Source organism: Kitasatospora sp. NPDC028961 (assembly GCF_055564815.1).
The window spans coordinates 153,073-173,651 of record NZ_JBVHVO010000006.1 but is presented as its reverse complement, the minus strand read 5'-3'; the positions used below and the strand labels follow the sequence as shown (position 1 = coordinate 173,651).

At 69.8% G+C, this 20,579-nt stretch carries 21 protein-coding genes and 2 pseudogenes; 7 read left to right on the top strand and 16 right to left on the bottom strand.

All coding sequences use genetic code 11. The annotated features are described in order from the left end of the window. Positions 1–133 precede the first annotated feature (133 nt). Positions 134–490 (bottom strand): PRC-barrel domain containing protein, encoded by a 357-nt coding sequence (locus tag ACZ4UX_RS14595; RefSeq protein WP_465706863.1) that lies wholly within the window; start codon positions 488–490, stop codon positions 134–136. Between the two features lie 205 nt (positions 491–695). Between ACZ4UX_RS14595 and ACZ4UX_RS14590 the strand changes: the two genes are divergently transcribed. After that, on the top strand, positions 696–836 hold the full coding sequence (locus ACZ4UX_RS14590) for a hypothetical protein (RefSeq protein WP_380381946.1): 141 nt from the start codon (positions 696–698) through the stop codon (positions 834–836). A 100-nt stretch (positions 837–936) separates the two neighbouring features. On the opposite strand, the gene ACZ4UX_RS14585 is transcribed toward ACZ4UX_RS14590, so the two are convergent. After that, complete coding sequence (locus ACZ4UX_RS14585; RefSeq protein ID WP_465706862.1) at positions 937–1,194, bottom strand: hypothetical protein; 258 nt, start codon at positions 1,192–1,194, stop codon at positions 937–939. A 209-nt stretch (positions 1,195–1,403) separates the two neighbouring features. Beyond that, the gene (locus ACZ4UX_RS14580; RefSeq protein ID WP_465707012.1) at positions 1,404–2,153 is read right to left on the bottom strand and encodes an NAD-dependent epimerase/dehydratase family protein; all 750 of its coding nucleotides are present in this window, start codon (positions 2,151–2,153) and stop codon (positions 1,404–1,406) included. Between the two features lie 1,101 nt (positions 2,154–3,254). On the opposite strand from ACZ4UX_RS14580, the gene ACZ4UX_RS14575 reads away from it, so the two are divergent. From ACZ4UX_RS14575 to ACZ4UX_RS14565, 3 genes are all read left to right on the top strand, one after another. Beyond that, positions 3,255–4,139: a SigB/SigF/SigG family RNA polymerase sigma factor gene (locus ACZ4UX_RS14575; protein ID WP_465706861.1), complete on the top strand. Its 885-nt coding sequence runs from the start codon at positions 3,255–3,257 to the stop codon at positions 4,137–4,139. Positions 4,140–4,231: 92 nt separating this feature from the next. Then, positions 4,232–4,621, top strand: a complete 390-nt coding sequence (locus tag ACZ4UX_RS14570) for an STAS domain-containing protein (RefSeq protein WP_465706860.1) — start codon at positions 4,232–4,234, stop codon at positions 4,619–4,621. A 107-nt stretch (positions 4,622–4,728) separates the two neighbouring features. Continuing rightward, positions 4,729–5,181, top strand: coding sequence for an ATP-binding protein (locus ACZ4UX_RS14565; protein ID WP_465706859.1), 453 nt, complete (start codon positions 4,729–4,731; stop codon positions 5,179–5,181). A 420-nt stretch (positions 5,182–5,601) separates the two neighbouring features. Here the strand turns inward: ACZ4UX_RS14565 and ACZ4UX_RS14560 are convergent. Both ACZ4UX_RS14560 and ACZ4UX_RS14555 read right to left on the bottom strand, forming a co-directional pair. Continuing rightward, positions 5,602–6,172, bottom strand: a pseudogene (locus ACZ4UX_RS14560) (PP2C family protein-serine/threonine phosphatase); the annotation flags it as partial. 159 nt (positions 6,173–6,331) lie between these two features. Beyond that, positions 6,332–6,577 (bottom strand): annotated as a pseudogene (locus ACZ4UX_RS14555) (Tn3 family transposase); the annotation flags it as partial. A 1,027-nt stretch (positions 6,578–7,604) separates the two neighbouring features. On the opposite strand from ACZ4UX_RS14555, the gene ACZ4UX_RS14550 reads away from it, so the two are divergent. Next, entirely contained in the window at positions 7,605–8,126 is a 522-nt protein-coding gene (locus tag ACZ4UX_RS14550) for a hypothetical protein (RefSeq protein WP_465706858.1), read from the top strand. A 29-nt stretch (positions 8,127–8,155) separates the two neighbouring features. On the opposite strand, the gene ACZ4UX_RS14545 is transcribed toward ACZ4UX_RS14550, so the two are convergent. The 7 genes from ACZ4UX_RS14545 to ACZ4UX_RS14515 all read right to left on the bottom strand — a co-directional run bounded on the left by ACZ4UX_RS14545 (position 8,156) and on the right by ACZ4UX_RS14515 (position 14,340). After that, positions 8,156–8,365: a hypothetical protein gene (locus ACZ4UX_RS14545; RefSeq protein WP_465706857.1), complete on the bottom strand. Its 210-nt coding sequence runs from the start codon at positions 8,363–8,365 to the stop codon at positions 8,156–8,158. After that, the gene (locus ACZ4UX_RS14540; protein WP_465706856.1) at positions 8,329–9,099 is read right to left on the bottom strand and encodes a hypothetical protein; all 771 of its coding nucleotides are present in this window, start codon (positions 9,097–9,099) and stop codon (positions 8,329–8,331) included. The genes ACZ4UX_RS14545 and ACZ4UX_RS14540 overlap by 37 nt, the downstream gene beginning before the upstream one ends. 1,192 nt (positions 9,100–10,291) lie before the next feature. Further along, positions 10,292–11,050, bottom strand: a complete 759-nt coding sequence (locus ACZ4UX_RS14535) for a hypothetical protein (protein WP_465706855.1) — start codon at positions 11,048–11,050, stop codon at positions 10,292–10,294. Between the two features lie 402 nt (positions 11,051–11,452). Continuing rightward, positions 11,453–11,767: a hypothetical protein gene (locus ACZ4UX_RS14530; protein WP_465706854.1), complete on the bottom strand. Its 315-nt coding sequence runs from the start codon at positions 11,765–11,767 to the stop codon at positions 11,453–11,455. A gap of 659 nt (positions 11,768–12,426) precedes the next feature. Beyond that, complete coding sequence (locus tag ACZ4UX_RS14525; protein WP_465706853.1) at positions 12,427–13,374, bottom strand: aminoglycoside phosphotransferase family protein; 948 nt, start codon at positions 13,372–13,374, stop codon at positions 12,427–12,429. Positions 13,375–13,540: 166 nt separating this feature from the next. After that, complete coding sequence (locus ACZ4UX_RS14520; RefSeq protein ID WP_465706852.1) at positions 13,541–14,059, bottom strand: hypothetical protein; 519 nt, start codon at positions 14,057–14,059, stop codon at positions 13,541–13,543. A gap of 65 nt (positions 14,060–14,124) precedes the next feature. Next, positions 14,125–14,340, bottom strand: a complete 216-nt coding sequence (locus ACZ4UX_RS14515) for a hypothetical protein (protein ID WP_465706851.1) — start codon at positions 14,338–14,340, stop codon at positions 14,125–14,127. Positions 14,341–15,541: 1,201 nt separating this feature from the next. Here ACZ4UX_RS14515 and ACZ4UX_RS14510 point away from each other — a divergent pair. Beyond that, complete coding sequence (locus tag ACZ4UX_RS14510) at positions 15,542–16,207, top strand: hypothetical protein (protein WP_465706850.1); 666 nt, start codon at positions 15,542–15,544, stop codon at positions 16,205–16,207. Between the two features lie 220 nt (positions 16,208–16,427). Here the strand turns inward: ACZ4UX_RS14510 and ACZ4UX_RS14505 are convergent, their stop codons facing one another. The 3 genes from ACZ4UX_RS14505 to ACZ4UX_RS14495 form a co-directional block, all read right to left on the bottom strand. Next, positions 16,428–17,012: an SMI1/KNR4 family protein gene (locus tag ACZ4UX_RS14505; protein WP_465706849.1), complete on the bottom strand. Its 585-nt coding sequence runs from the start codon at positions 17,010–17,012 to the stop codon at positions 16,428–16,430. After that, positions 17,009–17,338: a hypothetical protein gene (locus ACZ4UX_RS14500; protein ID WP_465706848.1), complete on the bottom strand. Its 330-nt coding sequence runs from the start codon at positions 17,336–17,338 to the stop codon at positions 17,009–17,011. Before ACZ4UX_RS14500 ends, ACZ4UX_RS14505 begins: the two co-directional genes overlap by 4 nt. Before the next feature lie 543 nt (positions 17,339–17,881). Then, on the bottom strand, positions 17,882–18,454 hold the full coding sequence (locus ACZ4UX_RS14495; RefSeq protein ID WP_465706847.1) for an SMI1/KNR4 family protein: 573 nt from the start codon (positions 18,452–18,454) through the stop codon (positions 17,882–17,884). A 647-nt stretch (positions 18,455–19,101) separates the two neighbouring features. Between ACZ4UX_RS14495 and ACZ4UX_RS14490 the strand changes: the two genes are divergently transcribed. Then, complete coding sequence (locus ACZ4UX_RS14490) at positions 19,102–19,653, top strand: SMI1/KNR4 family protein (protein WP_465706846.1); 552 nt, start codon at positions 19,102–19,104, stop codon at positions 19,651–19,653. Between the two features lie 10 nt (positions 19,654–19,663). On the opposite strand, the gene ACZ4UX_RS14485 is transcribed toward ACZ4UX_RS14490, so the two are convergent. Next, the gene (locus ACZ4UX_RS14485) at positions 19,664–20,404 is read right to left on the bottom strand and encodes an ISL3 family transposase (RefSeq protein WP_465706845.1); all 741 of its coding nucleotides are present in this window, start codon (positions 20,402–20,404) and stop codon (positions 19,664–19,666) included. Between the last annotated feature and the right edge of the window lie 175 nt (positions 20,405–20,579).

Sequence of the window (20,579 nt, the reverse complement as noted above, 5' to 3'; positions counted from 1 at the left end):
TTTGGGTTTTGTTGCACCACCGTTTTTTCTTTTTTTTGTTGCCCTTTTCCCCCCCCCCCCCCCCCCCCCCCCCCCCCCCCCCCCCCACCCCCCCCCCCTTCCCCCCCCCCCCCCCCCGCCGGGCGACGTGCCGTCAGAGGGCGGTGCCGGTGCCGCCGTAGTAGCCGTCGATGCGGTCGTGGTACTCGCGGTTTCCGGTGTGCTGGTCCTTGTCGAACGCCGGGGAGTTCTTCACCTCGTCCTGGGTCCGGGCGACCCACACCGTCTTCTCGTCCACGTCGACGCGGGTGATGGTGCCCGCCGGGAGGAGAACCTCGCGGCCGAAGATCCACGGGCCGGTGTCGACGACGATGTGGGCGGTGTCGACGTCCTCGGTGTGCTTGTCGACCTTGCCGATGTGCCCGTCGGTTGCCTCGACGCGGAAGCCGGTCAGGTCGGTGCCCGCCGCGTAGCCCTCGGTGTTCTCGTAGCCCCACAGTCCGCTGGTCACAATGTGCTCCTCGTCGTTCGGTGTTGCTTGGACGAGGGCCCGGCTACCCCAGCCGGTGGCCCGCATGCCTGCGCCTTCCGGAGGGGTCAGGCCACGCGGGTGGCGGTGAGGTGCCGGGCCGACGCGGCTGGGAGAAGGAAGTGTGGGAGGCCGGATCGGGGGCAGGAGGGCGTGCCCGGGACGGTCGCGAGTGGGAGGCCATGGGATGCTGATCCTTCTGTTGGTGCTGCTGATCGGGGCGGCTGCCGTCGAGGTGGCCATCGCCCCCGCCGGACGCCACCGAGGCGTTCGACGTGTCGTGCCGGTCGTCTCCGAGGGCGCGGCGGATGCCCGGCACCGCCGCTGACAGCTGCCCGCCAGGCAGCCCCGTGAGACCCGTCTGATGCTGTGCCGGTGCTGGGAACGAGTCGCCCCGGACCCCGCCGCCGGCGGCGGGGTCCGGGGCGTCAGCACGGAGGCTGTCCGCCGGTCCAGCCAATCTCGCTGTCGATGAAGCCACCGGTGAGCCCGCCCGGGCCGGCCATCACCGCGCCGGTGAAGTAGGAGGCGCCATCCGGGCCGAACTCGGCCTCGGTGAGGTGTACGGCCGCCCCGCCCGGGCCGACGGTGAAGTCGCCCTGCCCGAACTCGACGATCGGTACGTCGTGGGCGCTGGCCGCAGCGGCGGTGCCGAGCGCGAGAGGCAGGGACAAGGCGCCGGCCACGAGGGCACCGTTTCCACGGTGACCGCCCTCCCGCCGCCCGTGACTGCGCCGCTGTAGGCGGGGTGTTGGCGTTTGTGTGAAGGTGCACAACCTGGTACAGGCGAACGTGCACCGCGCGGTGCACCACAGGGTCGCCGCACGACAGTCAGCCTCGATCGGCCACGTCGGCCCGGCCGCGTCGAGGGGGTCGCTCACGGGTGGCCGTGCAGTCAGGGTCGGAGGTGCGGAAGGGTGAACTCGGGCAGGGCGTAGGGGCCGGCCTGGGGTGCTGCCGGGTCGGTCGGGAGGTCGGCTCCGGGAATGTCGACGGCGTGGGGTTCGGCGTTGTCGACGGGTGTGTAGTCCAGTACCGCCGGATCCGGGATCTCCCAGAAACGGCGGGTGTTGGCGGAGACGGCGTACACGGTGGCGAAGCGGGTGGAGGGTGGGGCGGTCAGCGCGGCCCGAATGTATCCGACGGCGTCGCGCGGGCTGAGCCAGGTCGCCAGATGCCGGGGCTCGGTTGGGACGGGCTCGAAGCTGCCGATGCGCAGGCAGATGACGGACAGGCCGAACTTGTCGGCGTAGAGCTGTCCGAGGGCCTCGATTGCCGCCTTACTCACCCCGTACAGGCCGTCAGGCCGTACGGGCTCCTGGGGCCTCGTGAGATGCCCGACGGGGTAGAAGCCGGTCACGCGGTTGCTGCTAGCCAGCACTACCCGCTCGGTGCCTGTTCGTCGTGCCGCCTCCAGGACGTGGTGGGTGCCGAGCACGTTGGCGTCGAGGAGATCCGTGAGCTGCGCTTCGTCCGGCACACCGCCCAGATGGAGCACCTGATCAGCGTCTGCGAGTGCCGATTCCACGGCGGCCGCGTCGCGCAGGTCGACGGTGCGCACGTCTTCGTTGTCGGCCTCCGGCCGCAGCGGCACCCGGTCGAGCAGGATCACACGCGCCGCTTCACCTCGAAGTGCCTGGCGCACGACGGACCCGATGTTCCCCGCCGCGCCCGTTACCGCCACTGTCCCCAGACGCACTACGCCTCCCCAGATGATCTCGCCTTCTGCATCCTCGTCGCTGAACTTCCACCGATCAAGCGACGGCCCGCGAAAACAACCGGCCACCCGGCGATCACCATGGCCAGGTACGAGGAGCAGCCCGAAGAGGCTCCGGGGCTTTGTGCACGTTGAGCCGTACCTACCGGAGCACGTTCAGGTGTACGCCGACACGGGGAGGGCTGATGGCGCGTCAGCCGCCGGGTTGACTTTCCTGCGCCCCGCCCGGGCGGCGATTCGAGGCTTGCCCGGCCGCTACTCCGTCCCGGCTCGGCGGGGCGGAGCCGGGGGCGTTCTGGACGGCAATCACGACTGGGCCGGCGCACGGGCAGTCGGCGCGGCAGCGCGGGTCAGGTGGGGAGGCTGCCGCCTTCGCCGAGGTAGCGAAGGCGGCGGATGCACGCCTGCGCGCCGAACCGGGCGAAGTACAGGGCGACCTCCCCGCCGGCGGATGCCACCCACGGTCTCAGACCGCCCAGGAGCACCGACCCAGACTGTCGGCGGGCAGCCGCACCGCGACCCGCGGGGCCGCCGGTTCGTCCTGCAGCTCCGCCCCCGCCTTCCTCGCCCGGCCCGACCCTACGTGCGTCGCCCGTCGTGCACACCGACAACGCGCACAGCGGGCAGGCGCACCGGGCGGCCCGCGCCACCGGGGCGGCGCGCCCGGTGGTGTTCGGGAGCGCGCTCGGCGGCGGAACTCAGCGGGCCACCCTCCTTCTCGGGAGGGCGGCTGCCGGGATGCTGGTGCGATGACGAACAGACGACGAGGCCGCCGCCTGTCCCGGCTCAAGGAACTGGGTGCCATCCCGGCCCCCGCCAACGGGAACAGCCCCGGCACGGACAGTCGCCCCTCGGGCACTGGCTGGCCCGCCGGGAGCGGGACCGAGGGCCCGGGGCGGCCGGGAGAAGCCGCTGTAGGTTCGCCGGACCACCGGCTTTCACGAAAACTCCACCCGAATGGCGCGAATGGATCCGCGATCCGGGGGTATCCGGGGGCCGACTATTCACAGCGCGAGGGAAGGGAACGACATGGCCGTGACCAGTGAACTCCTCCAGGAGACCTGCCCCCTGACCGGCACGGAGGCCGCTCTCCCGTCCCGCTCGGCCGACATCGCCCCCGAGCTGGCCGACGTGGAGGACCTGGCGGAGGTCGCCCCCACAGATGCGCGGGACATGTCCCGGGTCCTGCTGGTGCGGCTGGCCTCACTGGAGGAGGGCACCCGCGAGTACTCCTACGTCCGCTCCTCCCTGGTCGAGCTCAACCTCTCCCTGGTGCGCTTCGTACTGCGCCGCTTCGGCGCGCACCGCGAGAGCATGGAGGACCTGATGCAGGTCGGCTCGGTCGGCCTGATCAAGGCCATCGACCGCTTCGACCCCGACCGAGGGGCGGAGTTCACCACTTTCGCGATCCCCACGATCCTGGGCGAGATCCGCCGCCACTTCCGGGACACCACCTGGGCCGTCCACGTCCCCCGCCGCCTGCAGGAGCTGCGCCTGACGCTGGCCAAGGCCCAGGACGCGCTCGCGCACGACCTGGACCGGTCGCCGACGGTCGCCGAACTCGCCTCCTACCTGGAGATGTCGCAGGAGGAGGTCGTCGAGGGCCTCACCGCGGCCAACGCGCACAGCGTCGACTCCCTCGACGTGCCGGCCGGCGACGGCGAAGGCCCGGGCGCGCTCGCTGCCCGGCTCGGTGGCACCGACGACCGCTTCACACTGGTCGAGGACCTCGTCTCCCTCCAGCCGCTGGTCGCAGCGCTGCCCGAGCGCGACCGGTTGATCCTGTCGATGCGCTTCACCCAGGAGATGACCCAGTCCCAGATCGGCGAGCGGCTCGGGGTGTCCCAGATGCACGTCTCCCGTCTGCTGTCCCGCATCCTCACCCAGCTCCGCAAGGGCCTGGAAGCAGCCTGACCCGCAGCTTCTCTGGGCGGGGCGGCCAGTGCGGTGGCCGCCCCGCCCCGGGCGTGCGGAACGACACGACGCAGTTCCAGGAGAGGACGAGGATGTCGGCACGCCATGACCCGCCCGCGCTCGGAGCAGCGGATCTCGACGAGGAGGGTGTGCACGTCGAGATCCAATTGGCGCCCGGTCACACCGTGGTCGCCATCTCCGGCGACCTGGACATCGAGACCCTGCTACCGGCCCAGGAGGCTCTGGAGCGCGCCTTCTGGGACAACCAGGTCGTGATCGCCGACCTTGAGCAGGTCACCTTCTGCGACTCCTCCGCCCTCAACCTCCTCCTGAAGGTCCGTGCGAACGCGATCGCGGCCGGGGCGCAGCTGAGGCTGGCCGCGGTGTCGGAGCCGGTGCGGCGGCTGCTGGAGATTACCGGCTGCGCTGCGGTCTTCGATGTCCGCCCCACGGTGGGGGCTGCTCTCCCGGAGGCCTCGTGAGCACCGGCTTCGCACCGCCAGGCGGGCGGTATGAGCAGATTTGTGGTCTGGGTCGCGGCGCAGCGGGCAGTCGCAGCTCAAGACCACTGATACGAAGGGCTGACCGAATGAGCGCACCCGGGCCGACCCTCAACGGCCACCGGCCCACCGCGGCACTGACGATGCCGCCTGGCGGGCAGCGCCGCCGCCTGCCGCTCGCCGGGCAGCACAGGCCCGTCGCTGCGGCGCGCGTCTTCGTCCAGACCGCGCTGGACGACTGGTCGTGGCCCGGCCAGGGCGACATCGTGCTCCTGGTGGCGGAGCTGGTCGCCAACACGCTGCTGCACGCCGACGGCCCGCTGGAGCTGGTCCTGGACGCGACCGGGCAAAGGCTGCGGATCGAGGTCAGTGACGGCTCCCCGGTCCTGCCCGTCGCCCGCGAGCCGCACCTTCCCGCCCGGCCGGGCGGCCACGGCCTCCACATCATCGCCTGCACCAGCGACCGCTGGGGCGTCGCACTCCAGTCCTGGGGCAAGACGGTCTGGGCCGAGATCGACGCCCCGGCAACGCCTCGTCCCTGACGGTCCCCCACCACGGGCCCTGCCAGGGAGCCCACCACGCAGCCCACCCCGCCCGGCCGGGGCCGATTGTCGCAGTGCGGCGGCAAGGAGGTGGGCGAGGGGGGCAACCGGCTCGGGTGGCGGCGCGCGGGCCAGGCGCCGGATCCGGGCGAACGCGTCCGCCAGGGCGAGTTGGGCGGAGTACTCGTCCGGGCTGTGGGCGAGCACGGCGCGCCACACCGCCGGGGCGAGCGCCACTCTCAGGGCGACTCCGGCTGCCAGGGCGGCAAGCCCAAACCTCTCGCCTGCACCCGGCTCGACACCCTCGGTGCGTTGGCCATGAGCATGCCGACAGCCATGGCTCGGCCGGCCGACGAGAGCGAGCGGCAGGTCCGGAACGGGGCGTTGCAGGTCACCGCAGTTGTCGCACCACGTGCCGACTCAGCGGCTATCCGGCCGCCGAGTCCACTGGAGGTGGAGGACGGCGAGGTCGTCGGTGTGGCGGCCGGCGCTGAGCTCGTGGGTGCGTTTGATGAGCAGGTCGACGTGGGTGGCCGGGTCGGCGGGCGCCGCGGTGTTGATGAGGTCGAGCAGCCCTTCGACGCTCAGGCGGTCGCCGGTGGCGCCGTTGTGTCCTTCGGTGAGTCCGTCGGTGTAGAGGGTCAGCGCCGGCCTCCGGAAGGGACACGGCCGTGCTGGGCCAGGTCCGCAGGCCGGGCAGGATGCCGAGCGCGATGCCGTGGGCAGCGACCACCTCCCCGGTGCCGGCCGGATCGGTGAGCAGGGGTTCGTGGTGGCCGGCCAGGTGGATGGTGGCGGTTCCTCGCTGCTGGTCGAGGGTGAGCAGGGTGCAGGTGGCGAAGTGCGAGTCGCTGCCGCGTTCGGCGACCAGGACCCGTTCCATCAGGTGGAGCAGGTCCTCGCCGCGGTGGCCGCCCAGGATGAGTGCGCGCCAGGCCGCGCGCAGGAGGACGCCGAGGGCGGCGGCGTCGCGGCCGTGGCCGCTGACGTCGCGGCGCCGGCCGCCGCTCGATGCCGATCGTGGGATCGCCTTCGATCCAACCCTGGCGCTGCCACCAGCTGATCGCCTTACGTGCGATGGACAGCTCCCGGTTAACGGTGTCGGCGTCCACCGTGCGCCAGTGTCGGGAGGCGATCTGCCGCGATCCGGTAGTTCGGTCAACAGGTCCTCCATACCTTCCTGGTAGTGCTGGGAGAGCTGCCCGGACCGGCCGTGGAAGATCTTCCGGGCGAGCGCGTGACGGCCCTCCTGCAGGTTGGCCTGCGCCTTGATCTGGCGGCGGCAGGACGGCTCGTCGGCCAGGCGCAGGATGTGCAGGGTCTTGGCGATCCGGGCGTAGTGCGCGCAACGACGGCCCGCGCGATCCGGGAGGTCGGATGGGTGCCGTCCGTCGCGCAGGCGCTCCACGGCCCCGACAGGGCCTTCGACAACAGGTCCACCTGCAGCGCCCGGCCGTTCTTCTCGGACCCCCACACCCGCAAGCGGATGCCCCGGTGACAGTCGCTCCCGCCCTGCACATGGCAGATTTGGGTCGTCCATGCGCATCTGCGGTCACCGGCACGCAATACACGCAGTCTCGTCTTCACGCTGTCCACCCTGCCTCGTCATACCCAGGGACGAACGATGCAGGCCGTGACTCGGGCGACGCCAGCGAATTACCCGCTGACACCAGCGTCCGCCCATGACATTGAAGCCACTAGCTATATGCCACTAGGGTTGGCCGGAACCCTTAAAGGACCAGTCCTCTGGAAGTCTCCATGCCTCGCCGATCACCGGGCGAGATCAGGTCGCAACTACCTCCACGCGCCACACGCGCCCGACCTGCAGCTATCCATCGGCGACCTCCCGTCATACGACGACTCTCGCCTGCCGCGAATCGCCAGATCGCTGACTTCGAACGCGCCCATGGTCTGCACCCCGGTTCCATCGCCCACGCATTCCGGCGATGGGCATACACAGGGCGGCGTCCGCATCAAGACCTGGCGCCCGACTACGGACACGACGACTCGAACCTGCGCAGCGGCTACTACCACGTGAGGACGCTGCTGGAGCGGGCCATCCATTCCCTCCGGCCCCGGGCCCGGCGAGAGCTGCGGAGGGAGATCCGGCCTCTCGACGATCGCGTCATCGCCCGGACGGTCAACGACCCGTTCGCACCGCACAACCTCCCGTGGTGGAAACGGCGGATCGAGATCTGATGCCCGAGTGACTCGCGTCATACTAGAAGCCCGGCAATGAAACGCACGCGGCGACGAACAGGGCGAAGCTGCCGACGGGATTCCCACCGTTCAATGGCGACACGCGCTCGTCCGCACACGGCCTCTGCGGACACGAGCAGCGGCGCCGCGAGGCACAACGTTGTCCACCTTGGCCTGCCAGCCGTCCGCCGACCACTCGTCGACTTCCGACCGGACAGGACCCCGTGACCACCACCTCCATGGCCGCCGGCCGCCGCGCCGACTCGGCCCGGCGCCGCCAGCGCGTCATCAAGGCCGTCACCACCGCCGTCAAAGCCGGCACACCCATCACCGTCTCCGGCATCGCCTGCCAGGCCGGTGTCGACCGCGTCTTCCTCTACCGCCACAAGGACCTGCTCGCCCAGGTCCACGCCGCCGATACCGAGCCGAGGGCCGACAGCACCGGCCCCCCGTCACCCGCGCCTCACTCCAAGCCGACCTGGCCAACGCCCAAGAACGCGCCGGCCGTCTCACCGCGAGGATCCGGACCCTGGAGGGCAAGCTCTCCGAGCTCCTCGGCGAGCAGATGTGGAGAGACTCCGGACTCGGCGGACCCGATGACATCGACCAGCTCAAGCGCCCCATCACCGCCCTCGAACAGCAAGCAGGTCGATCTCACCGGTCAACTGGAAGAGCGCACCGACGAGCTCCAGGCCGCCCGAGCTGCCAACCGCCAGCTGATCAGTCGGCTCCACACGAGCCACTGACCTCGGACGCGGGGGCGGCGGGACAGTGATCACTTCGCCACCGCCCCCGCGGCGACGATCTGGAGCACCTGCATGCCATCCATGGGGGTGCCATCGGGATGCAGCCCGAATGCGGCCGCAAGGACGGCAGGGAGATCGGACTCGGGGACAGCGACGCGCAGCTCCGCGAGGACGGCGGGAAAGTCGACGTCCTCGATAAAGCTTAGATACTCCTGGCGCAAGCGGTGGATGACCTCCACCAGTCGATAGGCGGTGTGGTGTGGACTTCGGCGTCCGGGACCAGCTTCAAGCCGGCCGTGGCGAGGAAGTCGGTGAGGTCGATCCAGCCGCCGTTGGTTCCGTCGTCCCAGCTGGTCCAGAGCCTCGACTCCTCGCCGTCCCAGGTGTCGACGTCCTCGCTCGGATGCTGCTCGACCGTCCCCTCGCCGTGCCGGTACCGCAGGTACAGGTACTGACCCGTAGTCGTCCAGGCGTCCCACTGCGACGGACAGCCCCCGGAGGTCTGCACCACCCGCGCGAGGGTCACGTCCTCGTGCAGGTGGGCCTCGACAGCGCCCAGATGCTGGTCGTGGGCGATGAGGAGGTCGTCCACGAGACCGAGCAGACGGACGGTTCCGCTGGGGAACTGGAGCATGAGGCCGGCCGTGAAGCCGACACGGCCGTCGTTGTAGTCGATCTGCCGAACCGACCGGATCGCCTGTCCGACGAACCGGGTCACCGGCACATCTGGCGAATCGTCGATCACGGAGACGCTTCCGTACTCATCCATCGAGTACGGTCCGTGCGGCTGATCGGCTCGCAGAGCCACGCCGGTCGAGGGCGTGTGGAACAGCACCGGGCCCAGGCCCTCCAGGTGAATCCACAGGTGCACCAGCGACGGATCGTCGTCAGCGTAGTGATGCCAAGCCGTGGTCACCTTCAGCAGCCGCCGCCCGATCAGGTCGGCGGCAGACAACTCCTCATCGTCGATCACCCGCCGATGCTCGCACGGCCTCACCCACAGGACACGCGAATTCCCGACCGGCTGCCGTCGCCAGGACCCCTCTGTCAGCGGCCACGCTCTTCCCACGATGTGCATGATCAGCGTAACTCCCCACCCTCACCGTCATGCTTCCCCAAGAAGAGTGGCGGTCACGAGTGGATGCCCCTCGGCAGGCGAAGGCCCATCCCCGCCTCTCCCTGCGATTCACACGAACAACGGGTCGACCGGCGGCCATGGGTAGCCCAGCTGCTCGGCATCATGCGAACCTCCCCCCTCGGCGGTGGCACGGGGATCGTCTGCAGTCAGCCGTGCTTCAAGGCACTCGGCCTGGTCCGATGGGGCGTCCGCGGAGATCGGGAGAATCATCCCGAACTGCAGCCAAGGCAGATCTGTATCGGCGCGGTCAGGGAGATGCCTCAGGATGACGTGGATTCGATCGGGTTTCTTGCGGGAAGCCCAGACACCTTCCAACTCGCACTCCCACCTGGCCAGCCTGTCCCCGCGTCCCGTCAGCCCCGCCTCAAGCAGCCGCGCAACCGCTCCCGCCGGCCACTCCCAACTACGGTCCTCTCCGGCTCGCAGGACCTCGGCCTCGTACTGACCTGCGGTGAACCGAAGCTCCGGCAGGTCGAAGTCCTGATGGGCCAGGTCGCGCCACCCCGCCCAGACAACAAGCTCCCCGTCACGCCTGACGGTCACGTACAGGGCACAACGGCACTCCTCCACGCCGCACCCGGACCACGCGAGACGGACCTCATGAGCCCTCGCCGTGGCATGCAACGGCCCGTCCTGGCCCAACAGATACCGAGGGCCTACTCCCAGATACCGGGAGCCTCCCACCCCACCGGGGACCACCTCGGCCAGAAGGTCCCGACCATTGACGATCGGGCGGACCTCCACACCGCCCTCGTCGGGCGGTGGGCACACGATGCTCAGACTCAGTAGGTCCGGTCCCATGGTCATCGACCAATGATCGCGGAGCCGGCTCATACCTGTCATGTGAATTCGCATGGTCTCCGCACAGGGGAGTAGTTCGGGCCATCTCCAGGCGCGCTGGCCCCTGAGTAGGGACGGGACGACAGCTTGGGGAATGACGTGACCGTGGCCCTGGGAAATCGCGGACTCTGTCGCTGATCCTGTGATGGCCCCCGCCCGGAGAGCTTCGCTCTGGTCCGCCCTGTGGTCAGTAGGTGTAGCCGGGCCAGTGTGGATCGTGCCGGCGGGCGGGCCCGGTGAGGCCGATCAGCCTCAGGCGTTGGAGCAGGTCGTCCGGGGCGTTGTGCGCTCTGAGCCGAGCGGGGGCATGACGGGTGAGCCACGCGGTGAGGACCGCCAACTTCTCGTCCTTGTCGTACCAGGTGCTCCAGGGGAGTTCGTCGGCGAGCAGGTCGTAGTCCCACGTGTCGATTGCCTCCGCGAGGTTCCGGTCGGCCATCGGGTGCTCCAGCGCCTCCCAGACGTCGAGCCATGGGCCCAGTTCACCGCCCGCCTCGACGCACAGGGCGAGCGTCGGGGAGACGTGCCCGACGGGGCCGGCGGTGACGAGGCTATGGGCCCAGAACGCGTGCAGGAACTCCCGCACGGCCGCGGCCTGCTCCCGAGGCCATTCCTGCCAGTTCCCGCGGGCGAGGGAGAGGCCGATGTCGTCCCGGTACCCGAACGACTCCGATCGGCTGTCGACGAGGGCGCCCGCGAGCTGCGGCAGGATACGGCGAAGCACCGAGCCGTGGTCACGCCAGTCCGAAGGCTGCCAAGTCCGACGCAGGAGGTCGGGGTCGAGCCTCACATCCGGCACCTTGAGGAGCGCGAGCTCCTCCGCACTGCCCCAATGGCACTCACAGTTGGCCTCCTCCGGGTGAGCCGTCGCCCCGCGGAAGACTGCGAGGTCCTCCAGGGCCGCGTCGAGGCGAACCTTCGCACGTTGAACGTGCACGTCGGTCATCGGCGTCTGCCTTCAAGGACTCCGCGGGAGCGCGCCCAGCGAAGATCCCTACGCTACCGGCCGCAGGGCCGGTGTGATCCAGCAGGGCCGCCCTCATCTGCAGCTGGCTCACCAGCGGCGGTTGCGGCAGACCGCGTCACGGGATCAGCGACAGCGCCAAATTGCGTGACCGTCCACACCGTCCCGCCGACGTTGCTGGCGACCACTGACGCGTGAAGCCCACCACCTGCTCCAGAGCGAGGGTTTCGACCTCGTCCGCGTCCACCGACCGTCCGGACGCTGACGCCGCAGAACGACTACGACCGGGCCCTTCGAGTCGTCGCCGAAATCGATGCGGCAACCCTCACCGCAGCCCAGCGCACCGAGAACGAGAACCGCATCCGAGCCGCCATGGACAGGCTCCTACGCGGAGGAATCCCGCCCGGAAGCAAGTGCGACATCAAGACCCTCGCCCACGAGGCCGCTGTCGACCGCACCGCCTTCTACGGCACCCGGCCCTATGCTCACCTCCGCACCGAGTTCGAGCACCGCCTCCAGACTCTGCAGGAAGCGGGCCAGATCCCCGACCCGCGCGAAGCCCAGATCGAGCGGCTCAAAGCCGAGATCACCACTCTCAAAGAACGACTGGCCCGCGCCGAAAACGTGAATGAAGAGCTGAGCGACTTCCGCGCCCAGGCCCTCGCCCGGCTCGCCGCCCAGCATGAAGAGATCCTGCACCTCCGCAGGTCAGCGACGGCAGCCACTGGGGTGACTCGCCTTCCGACGGCCCGAAGCAGAATCCCCGACGCGGGGTCGCTCCAGGGCGAAGGCCGCCGAGCGGCCACAGCCCTGCAACCGGCTGCAACCAAGCAGGTCGCGGCGGTGCGCTTCCATCGAGCCTCCCCGCCTGAGTAGACGGCAGAGACCGAGTTGCACGCAACCGCCTCATGGAACCTTCTGGTCGCGTTCGACCAGATCTGGCACGACCACCCGGAGTTCCCCGCCGGCGCCGCCATTGAGAGCTTCGAGTTTGACTCCGAGTCGCCTCTTACGACGACCGCGCACCGCAACCAGCTGCGTGAGCGATAAGCCCCACAGGACTTGGTGCAGAGACGGTCGAAGCTGTGCGCGCCGGTCCCCATGGTTCGGGCGTACGATCCGTCCGCAGCGGTCGGACGACCGGGGTCGTCGGGGTCGGCGAGGTCGTGGAAGTCCGTCCCGGGAGCATTGCAGGGTAGGACCCGGAGTCTCCGGGACGACGGCCATTGAGGCGCCGGTAGCTTTGTAGGGCGGGCCCTCGGTTGCCTCCCTGACACGAAGCGGCCGGGGCCCGCACCTTTGTGCGGTGCCGGTGTGTCACGGTACTGCCTCGTGAGGCGTGTTGATGGGCTCGTTCGTCAGCGGAAGTCGAGCAAGGTGTGGGCGATGGCCGCCTGCTCCGGCTGGAGCGTGCTGGCGCCGCCCTCGATGTCCCACAGAGCGTTCTGCAGGACGCGCCCGAGCGTCCACGCGGTGGCTTGCTGGCGGTCCAGCCCGATGACCTCGGTCATGAGATGGAACCGGTAGCTGACGGCGCGGGGGACGTTGCCGGTGGCCACGACGTCGTCCCATCGGTTGCGCAGGGCGGGTAGTAGTTCGAAGCCGGGGTGTCCGGCGAGCGGCTTCGGGTCGATGGCGAGCCACCGTGTCCGTCCCACGGGCTGGGACGAGGGGTGCTTGGCGAGGACGTTGTCGTAGTGGAGGTCCCAGTGCAGGAGCCGGTCGCCGGGTTCGGGGAGCACTTCCCGCGTCGCGGCCGCGCAGGAGGCGAGGAGGCGGCGGTCGGCCGGGGCGTCCAGCAGCGGAAGCGAGTGGGGTAGGCGGTCGAGCATCGCGGTGGCGGTGTCCGCCAGGAGCGGCAGGCCCTGGGGTGCCGGGGAGGCCACCAGGCGGGACAGGAGCTCGCTGAGGATCTGCAGTGCGGCGGTGTCATCCGCCACGCCGGCGAGTGAGCGGCTGGCGTCCAGGCGTTCGAGGAGCATCGTCCCGGTGTCGGGGTCGCTGTCCAGGAGGCGGACCGCGTCGCGGCCGGACCACACGCGCAGGGCGAGCGGTTCGCCTCGGGTCTCCTCGTCCACCGGCTGAAGCTTGAGCACCGCCAAGGTGCCGTCGGCCCGGATGACCGGAAGGACCAGCGCGACGACCCCGTGGGCCGGCGGACCGTCCAGTCGCAGGTCCCAGCGGCCCAGGAAGCTCCCCGCCAGGGCGGGCAGGGCGGTGACCCATGCCCGCCCGAGGTCACCGCGGTGGGAGGCGGCCAGCGCCTCGGGGACGCGGATTCGATGGTGTGGTGAGCCGACGGTCATGGCACTCCTGCTTTCGGCACCTGATGATGTCCCAGAATGCCTGGTGCGAGAGCACGGGCGGGCGTCAGGCCGGGCCGCTCGGTCGAACCACGGTCAGTTCCGCGGGGTCAACCTCCGGGAGTGCACTTTAGGGGGCCGGTGCCTGACCAGGGCCGACCGGGGTTCATCACGCGCCGAAGCCGTCATCTGGAGCATGGGTTGGCTGGAGTGTGCACTCGTGGGTGTTGATCCAGTGGCTGGCACGGTCCAGGAGGGGCTCGGAGCCAGCCGCGGTCCGGAAGGTGAAAGTGACACCCGTCGCCGCGACCTGCAGAGCCATCTGTCCAGGCGGCTGGCGGAGTGTCACCGGATCGACGCGGCAGCCCATCGTGTTGAGCTCCGCCGTGATGTGCGCGTGTGTGAGGGGCCCGGCGAACGCCGCGAGTCTCTCCGGTCCGGGGACGGGAAGCTCGACGGCCTCTCGCCAGGTCTGGACGCTGATCATCGTGACGAGGCGGCAGCGACAGACGCAGAGCTCAGCGTCCCCGTAGGAGAACAGATGAGGCCAGCGCCGCCGCTTGCTCACCCGACCGATGTCCCACGGCGGGCCCAGGGTCGCCGCGATGTCGTTGAGAATCGCGCCGCAGTGCAGCGGGCCGATGGCTGCGGAGGAGCCGAACTCGGCCAGGATTCGAATCGCGGTCACGCAGTGGAGCGTGCCACCTGACCTGGTCGGACGTCCATCGAGTTGATCCGCTGCATCGGAGGAGGTCAGGACGCTTCGCCGTCGAGTCGGAAGTCCTCGACGGTCGCCTCGCTCGCCGGGCACAGGGAGGAGAGGTAGAGCCGCGCCGCGGGGTCAGCGGTCGCGGCGTCGTCGGGGTCGGCGTCGTCGTCATCGTCGGTGCCATCCCGGGTCACGGCGAGGTTCAGACCGGCGACCGGTCCGGCGTAGGCCTCGTACTGGCCGAACTCGGGCCCTTCCACGGGGCCGTGGCCCCGGCCGAGGGCGGTGAGCTGGTCGAGGGACGGCGTTCAGGTAGTCGACGGCTCCGGTGGGAACGGTGCTCGCGGCGGCCGCAGGGTGGCGTACGTGCCGCAACGCGGTGGTGTAGTTCTCGCCGGCGGCGGCCATGCGGGCCTTGGCCTCGGCTTCGCGGCGTTCGGAATGGAAGGCATGACGGTCCTGTCAGCGGCCGTCGGCCCGCATCCGCCGGCCGGCAGGAGAGGCAGCTGCGCCAGGGGCCGATCAAGATCGAGGTGCGCATGGCCCGCAGAGCCTTGTCTTCTGCGCCTGCGCCCTTGCGGGCGGCGCAGGCTCGGAGAGTGGAGGGTGCGAAGCCCCCGAGGCCAGGATTCTCCCGCCGCCCCGGGGAGAGGAAGGCGCTGCCCTGACGGTGTCGGTGCGCGGTCTCGTCCCGTCCCGCCGCGTCGGGCTTCGCGGGCCGCGGCGACCGGCCGGGGGCCGCTTGGGCTGGCCACCGGCCGGCTGCCGTGGCCGTGGTCCGCAACGCTCGGACGCGCCGTGTGGTCGAGCGGCGTCGGTGCTGCCGATGCTCCTCACGGTGGGCGAAGGCCCCGCGTACGCGGTTGTCAGGGCGTTGCCTTCTGGTTCGTACAGCCGTCGCACGGCGCTTCGGTGGGGAATGGGAGCCGGAAGTACTCCGCGCACGCGCAGCCTTCGCACGCGGGGCAGGGGCGGCAGGAGCGGCGGAGGTCTGCCAGGGACAGGGGCCTGCCGTGCACGCGCACCCAGGGCTGTGCGGCGCCGAGGTGGGTGAGGCGGCTGACGATGCCGGAGTCGAAGAGCTCGTTCAGGAGTTCTTCCAGGCCGTTCCCATCGGCGAGGCCGACGCGTTCGGGGGATCCGTCATCAGGTCGTGCTCGCGCCGGCTGGAGTAGTGGCGGGCATGCCCGCCTGGGACCGGGCCGCGAGGGCGCTTTGCGGCCGGCCGCGCCCCCAGCGCAACGACGCGCCGGCTGAGCTGAACACCAGTCCAGCGATGCGGAGCCGGGACCGGGCCTGGATGTGCGGTAGACGGCCGAACAGTCCGTGGGCCTGTCCAGTCCCGGGACAGGCCCACTTGGCCGTCCGCCCCCGCGGGCGGATCGACGGGGAACACGCGCTGAGCTTGTCGTTCAACACCCGGCGTCGAACAGGTGGGCCCCGGAGCGGCAGGCTGTGGTCGTGGAAATCGCGAGGGACGACCAGCCAAGGCCGCTGTCGACGTGCTGGCTCTACTGGATCGCCGTACCGACCGGGGACCAAGCGGGAGTCCTCGCCTCCCTGGGCCTCACCCGACCCGTACCCGTGACGTTCGCCGAGGCCGAGGCTGTCATCGACGAGGACGGACACGGAGAGGCCGAGGACAATCCGGATGGAATGGCCCGGGTGTACGTGAGTCCTGAGATTGAGGGATGGACTTTGGTGATCGGCCCGTGGTGCGATCCGTGCAACAGCGACAGAAGTGACGAAGTCCTGCACCTGTGTATTGACCTCAGCTCCCGCTACGGAGCCGCGCAGGCGTATTACTTCGGTACACAAAACGACGGCTCGGCCTGGCTGATCGCGGAGCACGGGGTCGTGATGCGGCGGTACTGCGAGACCGGCGAGGCCGAGGACGGACTCCTCACGCTGGGACAACCCCTTGTACAGGAACAGGCCGAGCGGGAACGGATCGGCCTGCCCCCCGCCCGCGGCAACGGGGAGGCCGAGGAGGAGTGGAAGTGGCGGGCATTCGACATGGCCCCCGAGATCGCCTCAGCTCTGGGCATCAGTCCGCTCGCTCTGACCGCGGCGATGCGAGTACGCGGCGTCGGCGTCCTCGCGGAGACACCTGTTCCGGTGCACTGAGCAGTGCATTCAGCTCTCCGTAGCGGTCCTTCTCTCGGTTTGGCGCCCTTCTTGTGATGGGTGGGCCGGGGTTGTATGCCTCGCCGGTGGCCAGGACTCCGGGGGCAAATGCCCCCAAACTCAGCCGGCCACCCGGGCCACCCGGGCCACCTCGAAGTACCACACCTCGCCAACAGGCCGAGCCGACCCGAGGCAACGGGCTCGCGGACTTCGTCGTGTCCTACCAGTCGACTTCGCCCTCGTCGGTCAGCATTGGACGCGAGACTGCGCCAGCGTGTTCCCGCCGCTCGAAGTGCTCCATCGCGTCGGCGACGTGGTGGAGCCAGGTGCCGAGGGTCGGCCAACCGAGGAAGTAGCCCTGGTCGTCATGAGCCGCGTACCCCAGGTGGTTGTGCCACATCCCGGGCTGAGCGTCGATGAAGTGGTCATCGCCATCACCTCCGGCAAACGGGATCCACGACATTGCCCACCAAGGTGTCTCAAGCTGGTCGGGATCATCGGGCTCCCAGATCGCCATCCGCATGAGGCGGATCGCGACGACCTCCTCGACCGGATACAGGGCTCCGCACGGCAGCGCTCCAGGGAAGCTGTCTCCGTTGTGGCAGAGCAACGACTCACGCAAGTCGGACGGCAGCGACATGCCGATGAGCGATTCCGCTCGGGCGATGGCCTCGGGCGTCGCCGGCGGCTGGAGCGCAGCGAAGCTGGTCGGAGCGTGCTGGGCGAGCCAGGCGTCGATGCGCTTCCATGAGGCGGTTACCGACGGAATCACTGGCTCGATGACGTTCTTCGGCGGATCGATCACAGCCGGATCCTTCCACGCCGCTGTGACGAGAGTGGGTCGAGGATGACTTCCGCTGGCGCCTCCCCTGTCCAGCTGAAGGGGAGGCGCCAGCACCCGTTAGAGCAACGGCATTGCGCGTAGAGGGCGCCGTGCCCGCACCGGTCCTCTGGCGCCAACGCCAGGTCCACCAGCATCCTGACCGGCCCGTCGCTGCACAGCACCGCGCCGGTCAGCTCGAACAGCGCGTCGCGCCGCCCGGTCAGGCAGTCGTAGAAGACCCCCCGGAAGCGTGACAGTTCCGCGAACGGCTCGCCCTGAACACCCTGTTCCACCACCATCCCCAGCACGGCCTTCGCGTCAAGTCCTGCAACCCTTAGTCGAGTTCAGGATCACGCGAAGGCCGTGCCCACGTCCCGGAGACACCCGAACGAGTGATCACCGGGCCCGCTTGTTCGAGGCCGGACGTTAAGCGACAAGCTGAACCCGGAACTGGAGCTGCCACCCCGGCCCCGCCTCGCCCCTTGATGCGCACCGCGTCTCCGGCCAGCCGGTGGGCGCCGAAGCCCGGCAACTGTTCCCCCGGGCCGGGCGATGCGTCGACGTGGCCGCCACGCCGCACGGTGAGCCGGTCACGTGCGCGACCCCACCGGACAGCGGTGCTGGCGACAGTTACGGCCGGTCCAACAGTCCTGCGGCCGCCGCTGGCACGGAGCGGCCTGCTCCCGTGGACAACAACGCCAGGTCGACGGTCCGGTTCTCACCCCGCCGATCCTCGGTACCGCACGCGGATGAAGTGATCTTGACCGGTTGAAGGTGCGCTACGCCGGTGCCGTCGTGTGAGCGTGGAAGCCGCCGAGTGGCTGCTCGGCATGCGGGCGCACTGGCTCCGATCACCATCTCGCGATGTCGGGGCTGACCCTGGGCAGGGCCCAGGGCTCCACCGTGCCCGTGACCAGGTCGGCAAGGAACTGGACGGCTCCGCCGGTGTAGTGCCACCAGGCGGAGCTTCGCGAGGCGACCGTGACCGTCCACTCCTGCGGTCCGACAGGACTGGTGGCCCACAGGAGGAGATCGCCCTGGTTCGAACCGGCCCAGGGAAGCAGCCCGCCCGGCGCGGGGAAGGGGTGGAACGGCGCGGCGAGGTTCGCCTCTGAGCACAACTCCTCCAGATCCTCGAGCGATTCGCGCGCACCATCCACCCAGAGCTGCTCGTGGCCGCGCTCCGGCCCGCCGAAGCCGAGGAAGTCTCCCAGGCCGAAGGTCGGATAGAGCTCGCGAAGGAGCTTGAAGTCCTCCGGCAGAGCAGTACCCAGCCCGACCTCGACGAGCCGCCAGTCAACGTTCCTGGGCTCCGGTAGACGCAGAGCCACCAGGCCCGGAACTGCACTCTCCAATGCGGCGACTGCCTCCGCAGAATCGGTCAGTCGGCGAATCGGGGCCTGCGTACCAAGGAAGTCGTCCATGCGAGCAGGATGTCAGGACAGCAACCAGCATGCGCACCGCCCCAGTGGTCAAGATCGCTTGGCAATCGGTCAAGGTCGCCTGTCAGAGGAGTGCGGCCGTGCCCGGGCAGCGCCATGCCCCACCCGGCGGCCGCAGCGTGCCGCGCACCTCGGCGCGGATCCCGTCGAGGGCGCGCGGCAGCAGGCGCGCGGCGGTGGTCTTGGCGGTGCCGCGTTCACCGGTGAACTGCCAATGGGGCGCGGCATGTCCGGGCGCAGCGCGGCGAGGGGCCAGGCGACGGTCAGTGGCTAGGGCGTCGATTGCGGCGATCGCGTCCGCCAGGGCGGACTGGGAGGGGACCCGGCCGGTGCGCGGGACGTAGGCGCGGGAGAGAAGAGTTGGCGCAGGCTGCCGGTTCCGCCGAAGTCGCCCTTGGCCCGTAGCGGGCGGGCGATCGGCGGGCCGTCGATGGGTACGGCGTAGGCGCTCTGGTGGTGGCGCACCAGGAGGTTCCTCGACGCCGCGCCGCATCAGCGTATCCGCCTGGGACGGTTCCGCCTCCCGTGATGAGGATCGGCGAATTTGGCTCTGACCGCGCTTGCGTGAGTACCGCTGATGGTGGTGCCCCGGTCCTTGATCTGTCGGATGCATCGGAGAAGATGCGGCCGTGAACGACTTCGAAGAGTTGATCAGCCGAGTTGTGGCTGCGTCGGCCGCGAGTGACCTGCTCCAATCTCCGGTTTCCACCGCAGAGCTGGCCGAGGCCGAGCGGAAGCTGGGCTTTCGCCTGCATCCCCTGCTCGCCGCGCTCTACCGGAGGGTGGGCAACGGCGGTTTCGGACCCTCGGACTCCGTTCTGCCGCTCTCTGATGGGCCGAACGCGGACTGGGAGACTTCGGTGGTGCAGGGGTACTTGGACAGGATCCCTCCGGAAGGATCGGACACGTGGTGGTCATGGCCCGAAGGGGTTGTGCCAGTGCTGGACTGGGGCTGCGCGATGTTCGCGTGCGTGGACTGCCGCAGCGATGACGGAACCGTTTTGCTCTTCGAGCCCAACGCGATCAGCGGCCAGGACGTATCCAGGGCGTGGTTCGTCGACGCAGGCAGCCTCGCTGAGTGGCTTGGGAGGTGGCTGGACGGCCGAGGCTGGTACGAAGAAGACGCCGTCAATGGAGGCTTCCCCCGGGTCCGCTGGGCAGACGCGGCCTCGCGACTGTAGTCGGCTCGACTCAGGGTCGGGTGAGGATCCGGATCCTCAATAGCCGGAACGAAGCCCGGCCATACATGGCTCGCTTGAGCGTCTTGACGCGGTTGACGTGGCCTTCGACGACGCCGGAGCTCCATTCGAGGGTGAGGCCGGCGGTTACCGCGTCGAGGCCCTGGCGGAGGAAGCCGGCGAAGCTGCGGATCGGAGTGGGGGCATCCTGCTCGGCCTGGCGGATCCAGTCGAGCAGGAGCTGGCCGCGGCGGTTGCGGACCAGGTCACGGAAGACGCGGGCGAGGTCGCAGGCCCGCGCGATGTCTGGGCAGGCGAGCCGGACCTGGTCGAGTTGCTCGACCTCGTCGGCGGTGAGGCGGTCTCGATTGCGCATGATCCAAGAGGCGATCTTGCGCGGGCTCGGGGCCGCCGTGCGGTCAGGCTCGGCGGTGCCGGCTCGCAGCACGGCGAGGTGCTTGCGGACGACCTGGACACTGCCGCGGTAGCCGCGTTCGGCGATCTCGCGGAACAGTCGGGTTCCGCTCGTGCACCCGGCTGCGAAGCGGGAGTCGAGGTACGGCTTGAAGGGCTCCAGGACACCGTTCGGGCGGCGGTCGCGGGCCGAGACGAGCAGGAGGTCCAGGTCGGTGGTCTTGAACTTGCGCACGGACTTGCGGTCCAGACCCAGAGGGCGAGCGATCGCGCTGATCGTCCAGCCCTGGTCCAGCAGCCGGTGCACATCGGCGTACCGGTGGCGGGTGCGTTCGACCATCGCCGTCTTCGGAAACGCGGGCGGCGGCTCGACCAGGACGGGCTTCGGCGGACCCCCCGCCTCGACCCAAGGCCCCGCTTGGTATTGATAGTATGTCAATTACATAGTCGTGCAATGCTGTTAACCACCAAGGGCTGGTACGCAACAGCGCGAATCCGGTCGGTACGACGACGAA